A 19,154-nucleotide genomic window follows, 5' to 3' on the forward strand; every position below is an offset into this window, starting at 1 on the left:
ATTAAAAAACATATTTTCCCATTAGAGTGATGGTTACTCGAGCGTAAAACTGGTTTAATAGCCTTAAGTTTATGACTTTAGTAGGTCTGTATGTCTTTTTCGGTTCTAGATGTAGTCTCTTTTGTGTGTTTTTTCTTTTGCTGGGTGGGCTATACCACCTTTGCGCGCCGTAAGGCTAAAACCACTAACTGTATCGCCAGGTGCTTACATCAACATAGAATTCATTGGATGAATGAGCTGATGACTCGTGAAATTCGAGTCGGAGAGGCGGCCTTACTGGCGAACCTGGAACGTAACATCACTTTTTTCGCTTCTACAACAATGCTGGTACTCGCGGGGGTGCTCACCCTGTTTGCTCAAGTGGAGCGCTTAGAAGCTGTGATAACAACCATTCCTTATACCGCCACTCCGGTGCACTTGTTAATCCAAGTTAAATTGGCCTTATTGACCTTCATCTTCGTGATGGCTTTCTTTCAGTTTACCTGGTCTATGCGCCAATATGGCTTTCTTAATGTGATGGTGGGGGCGGCGCCTTTCGAGCCGAGCGGCTGTAATGAAAACCTTAAAAACTACGCAAAGCAGATGGCGATAGTGCAAGATCAGGCGGCGCACTCCTATAATTATGGCTTAAGAGCATACTATTTTTCGATGGCAGTCATGTGCTGGTTTTTCCATCCCGCTTTATTTATTTGCGCTAGCCTGTTCGTTGTTTACACTCTCTATCGCCGTGAGTTTAAATCTAAAGCTGTAATGGCGATTACTGCGGGTATGCAAGCGTTAGATATTGAAAAGGAGCAGGCGAGCAAACATTAGTCATGTACTATTTTATTCGTCCAAAAAGTGAGGCTTAGGCAACTTTATCCACTAAGTATTAACTTCTGTAGATGATTTTTAAACTATGTATTCTAATTTATTCCGGATCTATCCTCTTTCGAGCCCTATGTATTTATTTTGTTGTAAAGCTACATTGTGGTTCTCATATTTATTCGATTGTAAATCTATCTCACAAATCTGAGCTAAATTCCGTTGTTGGCTTACAGTTCTGGAATGTAATGTGACCTCAATATCGGTATTTTAGTTAACAAGCATTTACCATTCATTATCCTAATTTTTATGGTTGATGATTGTGATGTCAGGTTTCTCAGATCAGGTTAAAACAATAAAGAAGGGCCTAGATGTCCCTATTGCCGGAGAGCCCAGGCAAGAGATTGAAAATTTCTCCAGGTCATCTCATGTGGCCATTCTTGGCGAAGAGTACGTTGGCTTAAAACCTAGTATGTTGGTTGAAGTGGGTGCACAGGTTAAGAAAGGCCAGCCGCTGTTCGAAGATAAGAGAACACCTGGTGTGATATTTACCGCTCCCGCTAGTGGTGAGGTCGTGGCGATTCATCGTGGCGAGCGTCGTGTACTTCAGTCTGTGGTGATTAGATGTCACGGCTATGACAGCATCAGCTTCGAATCCTATGACGATCTTGCTCAAGTGAGTCGTGAACTTGTTCAAGCCAACTTAGTTAATAGTGGTTTATGGACAGCCCTGCGTACTCGCCCTTTTTCTCGGGTTCCAGAACTCGGTTCATCGCCTGCAGGCATATTCGTCACTGCTATGGATACCAATCCGTTAGCGGCAGAGCCACGTATTATCATTGCCGAACAAGAAAAAGCGTTTTTAACCGGTATGCAGGTGCTCACTCGCTTAACCGACAATAAGGTTTACCTGTGCCATGACGAAGGCGATAACCTGCCGGGTCATGATCTTCCTCGAGTCGAAACCAAGCGCTTTAGTGGAGTTCACCCTGCCGGATTAGTGGGTACTCACATTCACTTTACTCTGTCAGTGGGTATCGAACGACCTGTTTGGCATATTGGCTATCAGGACGTGATTGCCTACGGCAAGCTATTTCTGACCGGTGAGCTTTATACCGATCGTGTCGTATCTATTGCCGGCCCGGATGTGGTTAACCCTAGGCTTATCCGCATTCAACTCGGCGCCGAGCTTGTTGAAAGTATTAAGGATGAGTTAACACCAGGTTTTTCCCGGGTGGTTTCAGGCTCTGTACTCTCGGGTCACACAGCCTCAGGTCCACACAGCTACCTTGGCCGATTTCACCATCAAATCACCGCATTGACCGAAGATTCTGAGCATGAATTGCTGTCTTGGATCCGCGGTGGCTCGGATAAATTCTCTATCACTCGCGCGGTAACCTCACGTTTCAATCGTTCGAAGAAGCTATTCAATATGACCACCCACACTGGTGGCTCACAGCGCGCCATGATGGCATTTGGTCAGTTAGATCGCGTGATGCCCTTGGATGTGTTGCCTACCTTGTTGGTTCGCGACTTAGTGGTCCGTGATACCGATGAGGCGCAGGAGCTTGGCGCATTAGAGTTAGACGAAGAAGATTTAGCATTATGTACCTTTGTTTGTCCGGGAAAATACGATTTCGGTAAAGAGCTTCGTGCTTGTCTGGACATAATAGAGAGGGAAGGGTAAATGAGTAATAAAGACAAAAAGCCTGACGTTCAGGAAGACTACTACGCGCCGGGTCAGGCGATGAAGGGGTATCTTAGATCCTTAGTTATCGCAAACGGCCGCAGCACTAAAGGTAAGGTGCACGTTCGTGATGCCATCGATGTGAAACGTACCATGACCTTAGTGGGTCTTTGCTTAATGCCTGCTATTTTATTTGGCTTATACAACTTAGGACTTCAGGCACAAATCGCAATTGCATCTGGCTTGTCCACCCCGGATGTATGGCAACTCGCGCCTTTTGACCTTATTTTTGGTGGCCTCACCGAACAGACGGGTCTTATCGGCTTGTTTCTCTATGGCGCAAGCTTCTATATTCCAATCTATCTTACGGCGCTGCTAGTGAGTCTGCTTTGGGAGATGGTGTTCGCTAAGGTGCGTGGCCAAGAGCTGCACGAAGGCTTCTTCGTTACCGCCTTATTGTTTACCTTGATATTACCTGTATCAACGCCGCTATGGTTAATCGCCATGGGGATCACCTTCGGCGTTATTATCGCTAAAGAGCTCTTCGGCGGTATGGGATATAACTTCCTTAACCCGGCATTAGCGGGCTTAGCCTTTATCTTCTTTGCTTACCCGACTCAGATTGCTGAGCCTGCGCTTTTAGTCGCAGCCGATGGTTTCTCGGGAGCGACAGCGTTAGCCCAAGCCGCGGCGGGTAAGTTGAGCTTTGCCGATTATACCTGGTATCAAGCTTTCTCTGACCCTCAATGGTGGAACGCCTTCTTTGGTTTTACCCCAGGTGCAATCGGTGAAACCAGTACCTTGGCCTTGCTGTTAGGTGGTTGCTTACTGCTTGCCACGCGTTTAGCCGATTGGCGCATCGTTGCCGGCGTTATGCTTGGCATGATCTTAACCTCTGTCATGTTTAACCTTATCGGTTCAAGCAAGAATGATATGTTCGCTATGCCTTGGACTTGGCATCTTGTGACCGGTGGTTTTGCCATCGCCATGATGTTTATGGCCACGGATCCGGTGACGACCTCTTATACCCGTCAGGGCAAGCTGGCATACGGCATCTTGATTGGTTTTATGACTGTGCTCATTCGGGTGATGAACCTGAAAATGCCAGAGGGGATCATGCTAGCCATCTTATTCGCTAACTTGTGGTCGCCTCTGTTCGATTACATGGTTGCTCGCGCCAATATTAAGCGCAGAGCTAAGCGCAGAGCTAAGCGCACCGCTGCGCTATTAAGCAATGACAATTCGGGAGCTAAATCATAATGGCCTTGAAGAAAGATTCTGTGGTGGGAACCATGATTTTCATCATCACCCTCAGCCTCTTGTGCTCATTTATGATCACAGGAACCGCCGAGCTACTCAAAGAGCGCAAGCTGGTTAAGAAGCGTGATGAACTTAAGCGTTATGTACTGATGGCATCGGATGTGGATATCCAAGGCGATAAAGATTTCCGCGCCATCTTCGAAAAATCAGTAACGCCTTTGCTTATCGATATCGAATCTGGTGCCATCGAGCCAAAAGAGCGCGTCGAAGTGATGGATTTCGATGAGCGTATGGCGGCCATTAACCCTGAAACATCACATAAGCTAAAGAAAAAGATAGATAAAGCTAAGATTAAAACCCGTGCCGATCAAGTGCGAATTTTCCAAGTATTTGACGAAAATGGCAAGTTGGTGAGTCTTGTCTTACCTATTTATGGTAAAGGCCTGTGGTCGATTATCTATGGCTACGTTGCATTGAAACCCGACTTTAACACTATCGAGAATGTGGTGTTTTATGAACATGGTGAGACCCCAGGTATCGGTGACTTTCTTAACGAGACTGAGTGGACTGATAAGTTCCGCGGCAAGCAAATTTTCGACGCTAAGGGTAAGCCAGTATTGAAAATTGTTAAGGGCGGCGCAAAAGAGGGGGATATTCATGGTGTCGATGCCGTGAGCGGTGCAACCATGACGGGGCGTGGTGTACAGCGTTCGATTCAATTCTGGTTTGGTAGCGAAGGCTTTAAAGTCTTCTTAGACAAGCTAAAAGCTGCGGAGGTTTAAGATGAGTAAAAGTTTAGCTGCCACTCGGGAAGTGCTGTCTACTCCTATTTTCAAGAACAACCCGGTTGCCATGCAGGTGCTTGGGGTCTGTTCTGCGCTAGCGGTCAGTAATTCGATGCAAACGGCATTGGTGATGACCTTAGCCGTGACCTTCGTTCTGGTGTTCTCGAATCTGATCATCTCGACCATACGCAACCTTATCCCCAACAGCGTGCGCATCATCGCGCAGATGACGATTATCGCCTCATTGGTGATCATCGTCGACATGGTGCTGCAGGATATCGCCTATGAGTTGTCTCGCCAGCTATCTGTGTTTGTGGGTTTGATTATTACCAACTGTATCATCATGGGCCGCGCCGAAGCCTTCGCCATGAAGAATAAGCCGCCGATGGCCGTGGTCGATGCCTTAGGTAATGCCATGGGTTATGGCGTGATCTTACTCGGCGTGGCTTTTGTCAGAGAACTGATAGGCAGTGGCACTCTGTTTGGTCATGAGATTTTGAAAACGGTGGAAAATGGAGGCTGGTACCTAACGAACGAAATGTTCAAACTGCCACCGATTGCCTTCTTCCTGATCGGTTTGATGATCTGGGCTATCAATGTCATTCAGCGTAAGAGAGGGTAAGAGAAGGTTATGGAACACTATATAAATCTATTTGTTCAGGCGGCTCTTATCGACAATATGGCGCTGTCATTTTTCATGGGCATGTGTACCTTTCTCGCGGTCTCTAAGAAGGTATCCACCTCCTTCGGTCTAGGTATCGCGGTGATAGTCGTGATGATGCTTGCGGTACCCTTAAATCAGCTGATTTACGCCAACGTACTGGCTCCGGGAGCGCTGGCTTGGGCCGGATACCCTGAGATTGATTTGAGTTACCTGCAGCTGATCACCTTTATCGGTGTTATCGCGGCGTTAGTGCAGATCCTCGAGATGTTCTTAGATAAATACATCCCTAGCCTCTATGACTCGCTGGGGATCTTCCTGCCACTGTTAACCGTTAACTGTGCCATTTTTGCCGGGGTTATTTTTATGGCTAACCGGGATTACACCTTAGGTGAGTCCGTGGTGTTTGCCGCGGGTTCAGGTTTTGGTTGGGCCATGGCGATTGTGATGTTGGCAGGCCTGCGTGAACGAATGAAGTTTCATGCCATACCCGAAGGGCTTCAAGGTGTAGGCATTACGTTTATCACCACAGGCTTGATGGCATTGGGCTTTATGGCGTTCGCAGGTATCTCAATTTAATTCAGTGAGCTAATCGTGTACTTGGATTAACGAAATTGAATTAACGAAATTGAATTAAGAGAAGGTAGATTCGATGGAAATGGCAATTGGTATCGGTATGTTTACCTTAGTGGTGAGTATGCTGGTGATGGTGATTCTATTCGCCAAGAGTAAACTGGTTTCAACCGGTGATGTAAGAATCGGCATCAATGATGACGAAGAAAAGAGCATCACAACGCCAGCCGGCGATAAGCTGCTTGGGGCATTGGCCAATAAGAATATCTTTATTCCATCCGCCTGTGGTGGCGGTGGAACCTGCGGTCAGTGTCGCGTAATCGTTAAGTCTGGCGGTGGGGATATCTTGCCGACAGAGCGCGACCATATTACCAAGAAAGAGGCTAAAACGGGTTGTCGTTTAGCCTGTCAGGTGGCGGTTAAAACCGATATGGAACTTGAAGTCGAAGAGGAGATTTTCGGTGTTAAGAAGTGGCAGTGTGAAGTTATCTCAAACGATAATAAAGCCACCTTCATTAAAGAGTTATTGCTGAAGATACCCGAAGGCGAAGACGTTAAATTTAAGGCGGGTGGTTATATTCAGGTAGAAGCGCCGGCTCATCAGGTCAACTACAGCGATTTCGATATTCCGGACGAGTATCGTGGTGACTGGGATAAGTATGACCTGTTCAAGCTGGTATCTAAAGTCGATGAAGATGTGCTGCGTGCTTACTCTATGGCGAATTACCCGGACGAGAAAGGCCGCATCATGCTCAACGTGCGTATTGCTACGCCGCCTTCAGACGGTGTGCCACCGGGCAAGATGTCATCTTACATCTTTAACCTTAAAGCCGGTGACATGGTAACGATATCCGGCCCCTTCGGTGAGTTCTTCGTTAAGGAGACCGATGCCGAGATGGTGTTTATTGGCGGTGGTGCAGGTATGGCGCCAATGCGCTCACACATCTTCAATCAGCTTAAGGGCGAGAAGACTAAACGTAAGATGAGCTTCTGGTACGGCGCACGATCTACCCGAGAAGTCTTCTATCAAGATGAATTTGACAAGCTAGCTGCCGAGAATGAAAACTTTGTCTGGCATGTAGCACTGTCCGATCCTCTCCCCGAAGATAACTGGGATGGCTACACCGGCTTTATCCACAATGTGATTTATGAGAACTATCTTAAAAATCACAAGGCCCCGGAAGATTGTGAGTTCTACATGTGTGGCCCTCCGATTATGAACACCTCTGTCATTAATATGCTGGAGAGCTTAGGCGTCGAAGAAGAAAACATCCTGCTAGATGACTTCGGTGATTAGCCACCAGTGTTATAAGTAGAAACGGATAGATTAAATGCAGCCTTAGGGCTGCATTTTTGTTTTAAGTCTCAGAGAAGTTTACTTGTGCAAAAGATACACTAGTGAAGAAAAAGCCATAAAATTAGGGTGAAATTTAGTTTCAAAGGCGTAGACCAGCGCCTTTACTGCAGATGAAAGGAGTTATTAAATAACGTGATAATTACGCCACCTTAGCCCAGCCCCCTCTCTTAGCTTTATAGCTACCAAGCTCCACACGTACACTAGCGCTCCATTTTTACTGCTTCTTGCAGTGACTTCTTGCGCCTAAAATTTATAGCTTAATCTTTCAGATTTCTGAATCAGGCTTTGGCTGCTTGACGAAAAGTTCGGTCGTCTGATGAAAAGTAGAGGTTTAATGTTTACACAATTTAAAATCGATTGGATGTCTAACATCCGCAGGCGACCTGCTGTCAGGTATTGTCGATGACTTGACTGACACCTATAGCAATAAGAGCCGTGAGTGTAAGGGTCAAGGTATTGCGAATATTGGTGCTTCCCTGATGGGGGCATGGCGGGATGTGCCATGATTGGTCAATCGATTATCAATATCAAGTCTGGCGGACTGGGTAGGCTATCTAGCCTAGCTGCGGGAATATTCTTGCTGTTCATGGTGCTGTTTTTAGATGAATGGCTGAAGTTAATCCCCATGGCAGCCCTAGTGGCTGTGATTTTCAGCTGCTGGTTTAACCAGATTGACTCAAAGATCAGATAAGTTGGTTTAACCCATTTTTCAGTCATAAAAAACCGCCAACTATGGCGGTTTTCACTTATCTCTGAATAAAGCGCTTATTCTTGTGCTTTCAAAGTGAGCTAATTACAGCTCAGCTTCAATCCATACCAAACGGTGATCGGAAGAGATATCCTTGCCGTTGCCCCATTTTCCAACACGCTCATCATTCATAAGCATGTAGCCGTCTTCGAAACTTGCAGGCCAAAATACGCCTGAGTCTGTGATGTTAAGATCGTTTGACGGAATAGCATGGTCGACACGTAGACCGAAGGTACTGGTGATGCGATCTGGGTAGGTGCTATCGCCACAACCACCAAGTGCTACACATTCAGTAGACCCTAGGCTGTTAGGCGCGTAAACACCATCGGTTGCCAGTACGTTTACACGTTCATGATGCATTAGGTTTTGAATTGAATCGAGGAAGCCATCACCATTTTCTGGATCGGCGTTAAGATCGCCCATAACGACGAAAGAAGCATCTAGCCCTAGGCCGCCTTTGACACCGGCATCATCATAGATGTAGTCGGCATTTGATGCATAGTCACTCCAGAATTTAATCTCTGCACGGTTAAGCATCTTGTTGTTCTGTGTGAGCGTATCAAAAACGGGTGGCGTCGGGTGAGAGAGTAGTAAGTGAACCACTTTTTCACCATCGGCAGTAGGGATTAGGATAGGCGCATCCACATGGTTTTTAGAAGACAATGGCTTTTCGGCCCAAGCTTCTGCTGTATACCATTCATCGCCACACTTCATGCCTTCTGGAATTGGATTGTTTTCATCTTCACAGTTAGTGATTGTTGGGTTAGTTTCACCCGGCATGTCTTTCCACTTGAAGGTTTGGAAAGTGCGGATGTTATCAGTATCGATTGGGTACTGAGACAGTAAGCCAAAGGCATATTGGCCGTGGTAGAAACCGAAGCCCCAAGCATCGCCTGGTAGTGCTACAGTTCCGTTTCGGTCTAGATCGAATTCGCTGAGCAGACCTGTGTTGGTTGAGAAGTTCTCGAAATAAGCGAATTGAATCGGTTCGAGCATCTTCTTATCATCAGAAGTGGTCCCTAGACCATTTTGTGGTACCGCTAAGTAGTTTAAGCGAAAACCTTTAATAGCGTCTTGATTCTCACCCATGCCATCGTTGTTAAATTCGCCCATCATCAATACTGCCGGACGTTCAGTCTGGATTATAGCTGCGACGTTACGGATCTGAATGACTTTTTCTGCCACTTTAAGTTCGTCTTCAGTTAAGGTTTCATCGAACCACTTCTCCATTAAGGCTTCTTGCTCAGGAGTGGTTAAAGCCATCTCTGCAGCAAGTTGTTCGAAGCTGCTGCGATCGAATGATAAGTTATAAGTACCGAAGCGAACATTAGTGCTATCTGGTGTAGGTTCAACGGGGTTGTTGATAATTGTTTCGTCATTACATCCTGATAATAACGCAATCGAGATCGCAGCCGCAGCTGCAGTTTTTAGAAAATTCATATTTTGTGACCCATCAATAATTATTATGTTGAGCTCATTTATTTGAGCTTCGATAGGATTCTATACAGGTGTCCATTAACTGGATATGAAACAGATCAAAAAATGAGTTCAATCGCACTGTTTTTATGCGTATGTTGCGCTTGTTGGCTGATTAAGTATCTAAGTTGTGATGTTGGACCTTGCGCTTGAACGATTAGGAGAGGGATCTTTGTAACAGGTATTGAGACTTGTAAGATTAATTACTACACTGGACGGCTACTTTACTTCTAACTCGTTCTGGGCCTTAAGATGATCATTAAGCCAATTGCCACCAATGTTATTACCGGTTTTCTAGGAGTTGGCAAGACCACGCTAATCAAGCGTCTGTTAGCCGATAAGCCAGTGAATGAGAAATGGGCCGTGCTAGTCAATGAATTTGGTGAAGTGGGCATAGATGCCGCTTTGCTGGGCGGGAGCGGTGAGACTGTGGAAATTCGTGAAGTAGCTGGTGGCTGCATGTGCTGCGCAGCAGGTGTGCCTATGCAGGTTGCCATCAATCAGCTTATCGCTAAGGCAAAGCCAGATAGACTGCTGATAGAACCGACGGGGTTGGGCCATCCAAGGGAAGTGCTTAAGGTGCTCAGTGAGCCTCACTATCAGAATGTGATTAAATTAAAGTCCACCCTGTGTCTGGTCGACGCCAGAAAAGTCACCGATGCACGTTATCGGGAACATGATATTTTCAATCAGCAGCTCGAGGTCGCGGATATCATATTGGCGACTAAGGCCGACCTCTATACCCGAGATAGTTTGGCTGATCTTAAAGATTATCTGCAGCAGAAAAGCCTGCTAGGGCCGAAGTTTAACAAGGCCAGCAGCTTACTCACTGTCAGCATGGCTGGGGTTGATTCTGCGGCATTGCCTCACGAGTTAATGACCCTGTTAAATGAACCTGCGGTCATACCTGCAGCAAAACCCAGTAAGCCAGTATCCTTGTTAACTCCTAAAACCAGTGTGTTTGAGCTCGATTATAATGCCGGTGTATTGGAGTTTGACGAACGTGGCATTGTGTCTAAATCAAATGTGGGCGAGGGAGCTTATAGTTGTGGCTGGGTATTTGACCCAAGTTATGAATTTAACTTCGATGAGCTTCTGGTTTGGGTGAAAAGTTTAGATGTATTACGCTTTAAAGCCGTAGTTATTACCGACGAGGGCATTGCCGGAATTAATCTGGTTGATGGTGAGATGACGATTACCGAGCTAGATGATGTGATGGACTCCCGACTCGAGCTTATCAGTTTGTCGCAGATAAATGCTAAGGTGATAGAAGCTGAACTGATTAGCTTGTCTCGCCAGCTTAGCTTTTAGTGCCATACACGTTTTATCTTTATTGGTTAAACTTTGTAAATCTAAAGTTGTAATTGCTGGAGTCATGGTGGTGTTTCAGTTAGGGTGATGTAACAGAGACCTCTGGTCTCGTTATTATTCACTTTGTATAAATATGGATATTTATGATGTCACCTATTCATCTTCTAGCTAAACCTAAGCTTTTAGGCCTTACTCTTTTAATCGCTGCCCCAAGTTTTTTGCTTTCAGCCACTGAGTCTACCCCGGTGCTTGGCTTAAAGTCTGCCTCAGATATTAGCCCAGTGTCTGATGTGGCAGTAACCTTCAATGATAGTTACAAGGCGTATAAGCATGCTGTGACAGACAATGATGCTGCTGCAATGCTCCAGTATTCGGCCGAGTCATATGAATTGGGCCAACAAGAGTTCGGTGATAAGAGCTTAGATACTGCCAATCTGGCGTTAAATTATGCGACGGCCTTACAACACAAAGATAAGAGTCTAGACAGGAAGTCTAAAAATGAACGTGCAGAGAAGGCTCATCAGCTTTACCTGATTGCCCTAAGTATTTACGAAACTGAGTTTGGAGAGGACTCTTTAGAGACTATCGATCCTTTACTTGGTGCTGCGCAGACAAGCTCAGATGCAAGAAAAGCCAAATCTCAATATCATCATGCGGTAGGGATAGCCGAAGACAGTGAACGTCCACTACTGTTAGCCAGTGTGCAAATGAGTGCCTTTAATGGGCTAAAAAACTCTGAATACTATGATCGTAGAGTGCGCGATTATGCGCTTGATGCCTTCGAGATTTACCAGGAAAAGTTGCCACAAGATGCTTTGAAAAGAGTGGAGGCGACTTACACTGCTGGCATGATTTGGTTTGCAGAGAGGAGAGAGAGTAAAGCCATTCCACTTTTTGAAGAGGTGATAACCCAGTTCTCAAAACTGAATTACAGCCATCCCTATGAACTGGCGTCACATGCTCGTCTAGTTGAGCTATACGAAAAAGAGGGGGATAGTGAATCTTCAACAAAGCACTGCATCGCAATAGGCAGTATGCGCCCTTGGCAGGAAAATCAAGAGCAAACTCCCCTGTATCGTATCAATCCAAAGTATCCCATGTCAGCAGCTAGCACTGGAAAAGAGGGCTGGGTACAAGTTGCTTTTACTGTCAATGAGTCTGGTTTTGTGACAGATCCCAAAGTGGTTAATTCTAAGGGAAGTTCAGGGTTTGAACGAGCATCCCTAAAGGCGTTGGAAAAGTGGCGCTATGCACCCAAATTTGTTGATGGGAAACCTGTTGCTGCAGACAGCCTGGTTCAATTAGATTTTACCTTAGATAGAAGTTAACTTACTTTGTAATAAAATAAAAAAATGGCCGCGAGTAATTCGAGGCCATTTCTGATATGTCTGATAACTAATCGCTAGAAGAGTTTACTTCCCCAGCCTAACTTGCTTCTTAGCACGTGGAAGTAGTTATGGCCCTTGGGGTGGATTAGCCTGAGTCGCTCATGACTGCGCTTGATCAATATCTCGTCACCGGGAAGGACAGGTAAGGCGACGTGTCCATCACAGCTCACCTCCAAATTATCACCATTGTCGGGTGAGACAACTAACTTAATCTTGCTACAAGCATCGACCACTATGGGGCGGCAAGAGAGCGTGTGGGGAAACATGGGCACTAATATCAAGGCTTCGAGATTGGGTGTCAGTATGGCTCCGCCAGCAGAAAGCGAATAGGCGGTCGAGCCAGTCGGTGTCGACACTATCATGCCATCGGCGCGTTGACTGTACATGAAGACATCATCGATATAGACCTCAAATTCTATCATATGAGCGACTTTGCCTGGATGCAGTACCGCCTCGTTGACGGCTGTATTACTGGACTTCATATGGCCATGGCGATGAACCTCGGCTTCGAGCAAGAAACGAAATTCAGTTTCGAAACTGCCATTGAGCACTTCGCCCAAGGCGTTCTCGAAAGAATCGGGAGGAAGGTCAGTCAGAAACCCCAGGTTACCTCGGTTGACACCGATAACACCTATGTCGAATCTGGCAAGTACTCGAGCGGCACCTAACATATTACCATCACCGCCAACGACGATGGCTAAGTCACATCGCTCACCTAATTCGAGTAGATCGACTGATTCGCATTGAGGGCCAACCTCGGCGGCGACTCTTTCTTCCACCAATATATCGAAGCCTTGCATAGACAACCAATGGTGTAAACGTTTCAGAGTGAGATGGGTGCCGTGATGGTTCGGCTTTCCAATTAGGCCGATAGTTTGAAATGTTTTAGGCATAATTATCTGCTAGGCCTTGAATCCGGTAATTTGATCCCCATAATATGTTCAAACAACTTGGTATGCGAGATCGAGCATTTTCAAGTTAATTGAGTATATGCCCAGAGCAAGCAGAAACAAAGCATTTTAGCTGGAGTAAGAATGAGCAACGAATCGAGTAAAGCGGAACAAGAACAAGTCGATACTGTGGTAGAAGGTGAAATTCTAACTGCTGATGAAGCTGAAACTGGCACAGATGGAGCAGGTTTGATGGATGAGTTAACCCAAGCCAACTTTCGTATTGAAGAGTTAGAGCAGGCACTAGCCGAGTCTCAAGCTAAAGTCGAGGAGCAGGTAGACTCAGTGACTCGCGCTGCAGCATCTGAGGCCAATATTCGTCGTCGTGCAGCTCAAGATGTTGAGAAAGCTCGTAAGTTCGCTCTGGAGAAGTTTGCCAATGAGCTACTTCCTGTGATCGATAATATGGAGCGTGCGCTTCAGGGAACAGACGCAGAAGCCGAAGAGACTAAAGCTATCTATGAGGGCGTTGAACTGACACTCAAGAGTTTTATCTCTACCGTGGATAAGTTCGGTCTGAAAGTGGTAGACCCACAAGGTGAAGCTTTCAATCCAGAGCATCACCAGGCTATCGGCATGCAGCCTAGCGCTGAATTCCCCGCGAATACGGTAATGATGGTCATGCAGAAAGGTTACATCTTGAATGAGCGTCTATTGCGCCCTGCTATGGTGATGGTGTCTCAAGGCGGTGGTTCGGTAGATACGAAGGCTTAACGTTAGAAGTACCTAGTTTCTAGGAGCTAGATACAAAATCCCCTCTTAGGCCTTCCATGGCCTCCGGGGATAAGTACATCCAGACACAAAAAAGACTGCAATTGCAGTCTTTTTTGTGTCTGGAACACTTATGTATATTTCCCATGGGTCAAAGATGCTCTAGGCATCTAGATGACATTCCCTCCATCCCTAGAGGTCATGGATAGAAATATACGTTTGTTTTCAAGATACCAATCAAGCTTATTTAAGATACTCTTCTATTTGTGCAAGAATTCCCGCACTGTCGAGTCTAAGTTCGGCCAAGATCTCTTTCTGCTCGCCATGCTTAATAAACTCATCCGGTAAGCCTATTTGCAACACAGGCATAGGACGTTTCAGTTGTTGCAGTTCCTCTAATACTCCGGAACCTGCGCCGCCCATGATGGCATTCTCTTCTACCGTGACAAGCAGATCATGGCTTTCGCTAAGCAGTTTGACCAGCTCAACATCTAAGGGTTTAACGAAGCGCATATCGGCGACTGTTGCATCGAGAGATTCGGCTGCGACCAAGCTACTGTCTAAGAGTGTGCCGAAGTTGAGTATGGCAATTTTAGTGCCTTGTCGTTTGATCAAACCTTTGCCAATTGGCAGGGCTGTCATCTCTTCGACTTGTGGCTCACCCGTGGCGCTTCCTCGAGGGTAACGCACGGCAGTAGGACCGTCTTTATAGCAGTAACCTGTGTAGAGCATCTGACGACATTCATTTTCATCGGATGGCGCCATGATGACCATGTTGGGTATGGCACGCATAAAGCTCAGATCGAAGGCGCCCTGGTGAGTCGGGCCATCTGCCCCCACTATGCCACCACGATCTATAGCAAACAGCACAGGGAGTTTCTGCAACGCAACGTCGTGTATCAGCTGGTCGTAACCTCGCTGAAGGAACGTCGAATAGATAGCGACGACAGGCTTGAGCCCTTCACAGGCAAAGCCTGCAGCGAGAGTGACGGCATGCTGCTCGGCGATAGCTGCATCGAAATACTGCTTGGGGAATCGCTGAGAAAATTCAACCATGCCTGAGCCTTCGCGCATCGCGGGGGTGATGCCAAGGACCTTGTCATCTTGCTCCGATATATCACACAGCCATTTTCCAAACACTTGTGAAAAGGTCGGATGACTAGGCTTAGATGCTGGCTTCTCGAACGTTGATGGATCGAACTTGGGCACGGCGTGCCAGCCGATAGGGTCTTTCTCTGCAGGTTCATAACCACGACCTTTTTTGGTCATGATATGTAAAATTTGTGGTCCGGACAGATTACGCATATTGCGCATCGTTTCGACCAAAGCATCGACATCGTGGCCATCGATTGGGCCGATATAGTTGAACCCTAGCTCTTCAAACATGGTGCCTGGGACAACCATGCCCTTGAGGTGCTCCTCGGTGCGCTTTGCCATCTCTTTGATGACTGGCATGCCTTTGAGTACCTTCTTACTGCCTTCTCTAATCGTGGTGTACAATCGACCAGACATGAGTTGGGCTAGATGATTATTGAGTGCGCCCACATTCTCTGAGATCGACATCTCATTATCGTTAAGCACGACCAGCATGTCATTGTGAAGATCGCCGGCGTGGTTCATGGCTTCAAATACCATTCCGCCGGTCATGGCACCATCACCTATGACTGAAACGACTTTTCGTCCGGCCTGCTCTTTCTCTGCGGCAACGGCCATAGCCAATGCTGCACTGATCGATGTACCCGAGTGACCGACGCTGAAGGTATCGTACTCACTCTCTTCACGCCATGGGAAAGGATGTATCCCCCCTTTTTGACGTATGGTATGCATCCTGTCACGGCGTCCAGTTAAGATTTTATGGGGGTAAGCCTGGTGGCCTACATCCCAGATCAGACGATCAAACGGCGTATTATAGACGTAATGAAGGGCCACTGTGAGCTCAACCGTACCTAGTCCGGAAGCGAAGTGACCACTTGATCTACCCACTGATTTCAGCAGAAAGCTTCTTAACTCGTCGGCCAATTGTGGCAACAAGTCTTGAGGAAGCTGTCTTAGCTCATCTGGGGTATTAGCCTGTGCAAGCACAGGGTATTGGGAAATATCCAAACTCATCGAGATACATTGTCTCTTTTATTAAACTCTTCGCTCTATAATGTAACGGGCGAATTCGGCAATTAGCTGACTATTGTATGGTAATTTGGTCAGCGCTGATAGAGCATCCTCAATCAAACTCTTGGCTGTAGTCTGTGCGCCTGCTAATCCGAGTAGTTGAGGGTAGGTACTTTTGTTTGATTCGCAATCAGAACCTTGTGGTTTTCCGAGCTCTTCTGTACTAGAGATAATATCCAGTACATCGTCTTGCACCTGAAATGCTAAACCTATGGCATCGGCAAACTCCATTAGAAGTGTCTGTTCTTCCTTGGATACTTGCGCCGCAATCATAGGCAGTTCAACGGCGCAGCGTATTAGAGCGCCGGTTTTTAATTTGTGCAGTTGGGTGAGCGTCGCTAAGTCTATTGGTTTATTCGTGGCACTTAGATCCATGGCTTGGCCGCCACACATACCCGAATAGCCTGAAGCCTTGGCTAAGGCGCGAACCATGGCTAAATTTTGCCTAGGCGCTATTCCGTTAATAGGCTCACACATGACTTCAAAGGCAAGGGCTTGCAGTGCATCGCCTGCCAGAATCGCCGTGGCCTCATCGAAGGCTACATGAACCGTAGGCTGTCCGCGGCGGAGCGCATCATCATCCATGGCCGGGAGGTCGTCATGGATGAGAGAATACGCGTGAACACATTCGATAGCGGCGGCACATGAATCCAGCTTTTCCAGTGGGATGCTGAGCATATCGCCGATGGCATAAACCAAGAAAGGTCGTATACGCTTGCCACCGAGTAAGGCGCCGTGCTTAATCGCAGCAAGGAGTTTAGGGTCTGTGACAGTTTGACTATCAATGATCTTTTTTAGCTGGCTATCGACACGTTGCTGGTATCGAGTGATCGTATCGACTAACACTTATTCTCCCTCAGAATCAAAAGGGGTCAGCGATGATTTTTCATCTTCTTGCATCAATATAGACACTTTTTGCTGGGCTTGTTCCAGCTTTCCCTGACTGTTTCGAACCAGCTTTATGCCTCTTTCAAACTGTTTTAGGGCATCGTCGAGTGACACATCTCCCTGTTCAAGATCTGAAACTATGCGTTCGAGTTCGGTGAGGGATTCTTCAAAAGTGAGATTTTCAGGTTTTTTAGCCACGACAAGGATTCCTAGAAATTAGCGTGAGACAAGGTATCGCAGCCAGCGGCAAGGGTCAAATCTGCCTGCCCTAAATTTGTGCAATAGCACGCTTTCTAGAGGTTTTTTTATAAAAAATTGAATTTGAAGCTAAACTTGCGTGTAAGCTGTCCGATAATTGAAGGTAAGGTATTATTTATTTTGCCATGATGGCTTAATTGATAATCGTTAAAATCAGATTTTCATTACATCACTTTCAATATACGTGTGTGTCTAAGTACATTGGCCTCATGTTGAACATTTACCTATTTCATGCTGATCAGAGCCTATGTCTCTGGAATCAGTTTCATTTGAGGAGCAGTTGTGGATTTAGCGACCCTGATCGGCCTTATCGGTGCATTTGGATTTATCCTTGGGGCTATGGCCACGAGTGGTGGTATTGGTATTTTTATCGATACCGCTTCTGTGTTAATTGTAATATGCGGTACGTTTTTTGTCGTGATGATGAAATATAACCTCAAGCAGTTTTTGGGGTCAGTGAAAATTGGCGCTAAGGCATTTATATTTAAGATAGATAAGCCAGATGAGCTTATCGAGCAATCTGTGACCATGGCAGATGCCGCCCGCAAAGGTGGTTTTTTAGCCTTGGAAGAAGCCGAAATTAACAATAGTTTTATGCAAAAAGCGGTTGATATGTTAGTCGATGGACACGACGGCGATGTGGTACGAGACGCGTTAGAGAAGGATATCGCACTCACTGAGCAGCGTCATAAAATGGGGATTAGTATTTTTACGGCCATTGGTGATGTTGCCCCTGCCATGGGAATGATCGGCACCTTGGTAGGGCTAGTGGGTATGTTGTCGAATATGGATGACCCTAAGTCAATTGGCCCAGCGATGGCGATTGCGTTGTTAACTACGCTCTATGGTGCGATGATCGCTAACATGGTTGCGATACCTATTGCGGGGAAACTGGGGCTGCGTATGGATGAGGAGATGCTTAATCGTAATCTGATCATGGATGCGGTGCTCGCAATTCAAGATGGGCAAAACCCCAGAGTGATAGAAGGTTTCTTAAAGAACTACCTTTCAGAGAAGCTGCGACAGATAGATACGACGGACGGGGAATAGCCGGATGGCTAAGAAGGTTAAGTGTGACTGTCCTCCAGCAGGCGCGCCCTTGTGGTTGGCAACCTTCGCCGACCTGATGTCACTGCTGATGTGTTTCTTCGTACTCCTGCTTTCATTTTCTGAGATGGATGTGATGAAGTTCAAGCAGATTGCTGGCTCGATGAAATATGCCTTCGGGGTGCAAAATAAAGTTGAAGTCAAAGATATTCCCAAGGGCACCTCGGTTATAGCCCTGGAGTTCAGACCTGGCCGCCCCGAACCTACTCCAATCGAGATAATTAACCAGCAAACCAACGAGATGACTGAGCCGACACTGGAATATCAAGCCGGTGATGATGACAGCGCCGGTGGTGTGCAGCAGCAACGTGGTGAGCAACGTGGTGGTGAAGCTTCTGCGACGGCGCAAGAGCAAGCCGAAGCCAAAGCCGAGTCTAAGGCCGAGTCGGAATCTAAGGCGAGGGCAGAGGAGGAGTCCAAAGCACAGGCTGCCGCTCAGGAAAACATCAACGACCAAGTGAAGAAGATGGCCCAAGAGCTCAATAAAGAGATTGTTGATGGGGCAATTGAGATAGAGTCTCTCGGGCAACAGATAATCATTCGGATCCGTGAGAAGGGGGCGTTCTCTTCCGGCTCCGGCTTCTTACAGCCTAGGTTTAAGCCTGTGGTTCGCAGGGTTGGCGAGCTACTCAGGGATATTCCTGGAATAGTGACTGTGTCGGGCTACACTGATGACATGAATATCAGCAATGAGCTCTATAGCTCTAACTGGGACTTGTCGAGTAAGCGTGCGGTTGCCGTCGCTCATGAGCTTATTAAAGTGAGAGGCTTTGACCAAAATAGGATGAAAGTGGTTGGCATGGCTAATTCAAACCCGTTAGTTGACAATAATTCGGCGAGTAATCGGGCTCGAAATCGTCGAGTTGAAATAGCCATTGAGCAAGGAAAGCCCAAGTACTCAGATGAGATACTCGTAGGGCAATAAGTAGCTTGGCCCAAGTTCACCGCCGAAAAACTAAATATAAGGAAGTGCAGATGCACTTCCTTTTTACTTATTTCTTTTTAACTCCGCCCTTTCAACTCT

General features: G+C 46.6%; 17 protein-coding genes and 1 pseudogene. 13 read left to right on the forward strand and 5 right to left on the reverse strand.

The window, feature by feature from the left end; genetic code table 11:
• Window positions 1–90 precede the first annotated feature (90 nt).
• The 8 genes and pseudogenes from FS373_RS04620 to FS373_RS04655 all read left to right on the forward strand — a co-directional run.
• Window positions 91–813, forward strand: coding sequence for a DUF599 domain-containing protein (locus FS373_RS04620; protein ID WP_144047583.1), 723 nt, complete (start codon window positions 91–93; stop codon window positions 811–813).
• 316 nt (window positions 814–1,129) lie between these two features.
• Window positions 1,130–2,491, forward strand: coding sequence for a Na(+)-translocating NADH-quinone reductase subunit A (locus FS373_RS04625; protein ID WP_152828852.1), 1,362 nt, complete (start codon window positions 1,130–1,132; stop codon window positions 2,489–2,491).
• Window positions 2,492–3,751 carry an NADH:ubiquinone reductase (Na(+)-transporting) subunit B gene (locus FS373_RS04630; RefSeq protein ID WP_152828853.1) on the forward strand — a complete coding sequence of 420 codons (1,260 nt, stop codon included), beginning with the start codon at window positions 2,492–2,494 and terminating at the stop codon, window positions 3,749–3,751.
• A complete protein-coding gene (locus FS373_RS04635; protein ID WP_144047580.1) occupies window positions 3,751–4,533 on the forward strand; it encodes a Na(+)-translocating NADH-quinone reductase subunit C in 783 nt (260 codons plus the stop codon). The genes FS373_RS04630 and FS373_RS04635 overlap by 1 nt, the downstream gene beginning before the upstream one ends.
• 1 nt (window position 4,534) lies before the next feature.
• The gene (locus FS373_RS04640; RefSeq protein ID WP_144047579.1) at window positions 4,535–5,158 is read left to right on the forward strand and encodes an NADH:ubiquinone reductase (Na(+)-transporting) subunit D; all 624 of its coding nucleotides are present in this window, start codon (window positions 4,535–4,537) and stop codon (window positions 5,156–5,158) included.
• Between the two features lie 9 nt (window positions 5,159–5,167).
• The gene (nqrE, locus tag FS373_RS04645; RefSeq protein ID WP_077752588.1) at window positions 5,168–5,776 is read left to right on the forward strand and encodes an NADH:ubiquinone reductase (Na(+)-transporting) subunit E; all 609 of its coding nucleotides are present in this window, start codon (window positions 5,168–5,170) and stop codon (window positions 5,774–5,776) included.
• 73 nt (window positions 5,777–5,849) lie between these two features.
• Window positions 5,850–7,067, forward strand: coding sequence for an NADH:ubiquinone reductase (Na(+)-transporting) subunit F (gene nqrF, locus FS373_RS04650; RefSeq protein ID WP_144047577.1), 1,218 nt, complete (start codon window positions 5,850–5,852; stop codon window positions 7,065–7,067).
• A 452-nt stretch (window positions 7,068–7,519) separates the two neighbouring features.
• Window positions 7,520–7,776: pseudogene (locus FS373_RS04655) on the forward strand (SulP family inorganic anion transporter); the annotation flags it as partial.
• Window positions 7,777–7,920: 144 nt separating this feature from the next.
• Here the strand turns inward: FS373_RS04655 and FS373_RS04660 are convergent.
• A complete protein-coding gene (locus FS373_RS04660; protein ID WP_144047569.1) occupies window positions 7,921–9,315 on the reverse strand; it encodes an endonuclease/exonuclease/phosphatase family protein in 1,395 nt (464 codons plus the stop codon).
• 288 nt (window positions 9,316–9,603) lie between these two features.
• Between FS373_RS04660 and FS373_RS04665 the strand changes: the two genes are divergently transcribed.
• Together FS373_RS04665 and FS373_RS04670 are read left to right on the forward strand one after the other, a co-directional pair.
• On the forward strand, window positions 9,604–10,662 hold the full coding sequence (locus tag FS373_RS04665; RefSeq protein WP_144047568.1) for a CobW family GTP-binding protein: 1,059 nt from the start codon (window positions 9,604–9,606) through the stop codon (window positions 10,660–10,662).
• A gap of 143 nt (window positions 10,663–10,805) precedes the next feature.
• Entirely contained in the window at window positions 10,806–11,990 is a 1,185-nt protein-coding gene (locus FS373_RS04670; protein ID WP_144047567.1) for a TonB family protein, read from the forward strand.
• A 74-nt stretch (window positions 11,991–12,064) separates the two neighbouring features.
• Here FS373_RS04670 and nadK read toward each other — a convergent pair whose 3' ends face one another.
• Window positions 12,065–12,943, reverse strand: a complete 879-nt coding sequence (gene nadK / locus FS373_RS04675; protein WP_144047566.1) for an NAD(+) kinase — start codon at window positions 12,941–12,943, stop codon at window positions 12,065–12,067.
• A 141-nt stretch (window positions 12,944–13,084) separates the two neighbouring features.
• On the opposite strand from nadK, the gene grpE reads away from it, so the two are divergent.
• The gene (grpE, locus tag FS373_RS04680; protein WP_144047565.1) at window positions 13,085–13,714 is read left to right on the forward strand and encodes a nucleotide exchange factor GrpE; all 630 of its coding nucleotides are present in this window, start codon (window positions 13,085–13,087) and stop codon (window positions 13,712–13,714) included.
• Between the two features lie 240 nt (window positions 13,715–13,954).
• Here grpE and dxs read toward each other — a convergent pair whose 3' ends face one another.
• Genes dxs through xseB form a run of 3 tightly spaced genes read right to left on the reverse strand, consistent with a single transcriptional unit; the run spans window position 13,955 to window position 16,963 of the window.
• Entirely contained in the window at window positions 13,955–15,820 is a 1,866-nt protein-coding gene (gene dxs / locus FS373_RS04685; RefSeq protein WP_144047564.1) for a 1-deoxy-D-xylulose-5-phosphate synthase, read from the reverse strand.
• A 21-nt stretch (window positions 15,821–15,841) separates the two neighbouring features.
• Window positions 15,842–16,723 (reverse strand): (2E,6E)-farnesyl diphosphate synthase, encoded by an 882-nt coding sequence (gene ispA / locus FS373_RS04690; RefSeq protein WP_322619444.1) that lies wholly within the window; start codon window positions 16,721–16,723, stop codon window positions 15,842–15,844.
• Window positions 16,724–16,963: an exodeoxyribonuclease VII small subunit gene (gene xseB / locus FS373_RS04695; RefSeq protein ID WP_144047562.1), complete on the reverse strand. Its 240-nt coding sequence runs from the start codon at window positions 16,961–16,963 to the stop codon at window positions 16,724–16,726.
• A 342-nt stretch (window positions 16,964–17,305) separates the two neighbouring features.
• Here xseB and pomA point away from each other — a divergent pair, with 342 nt between their 5' ends.
• Together pomA and FS373_RS04705 are read left to right on the forward strand one after the other, a co-directional pair.
• On the forward strand, window positions 17,306–18,073 hold the full coding sequence (gene pomA, locus FS373_RS04700; RefSeq protein WP_144047561.1) for a flagellar motor protein PomA: 768 nt from the start codon (window positions 17,306–17,308) through the stop codon (window positions 18,071–18,073).
• Window positions 18,074–18,077: 4 nt separating this feature from the next.
• A complete protein-coding gene (locus tag FS373_RS04705) occupies window positions 18,078–19,055 on the forward strand; it encodes a flagellar motor protein MotB (RefSeq protein WP_144047560.1) in 978 nt (325 codons plus the stop codon).
• Window positions 19,056–19,154: the final 99 nt, after the last annotated feature.

This window comes from Shewanella sp. YLB-07 (assembly GCF_009377275.1).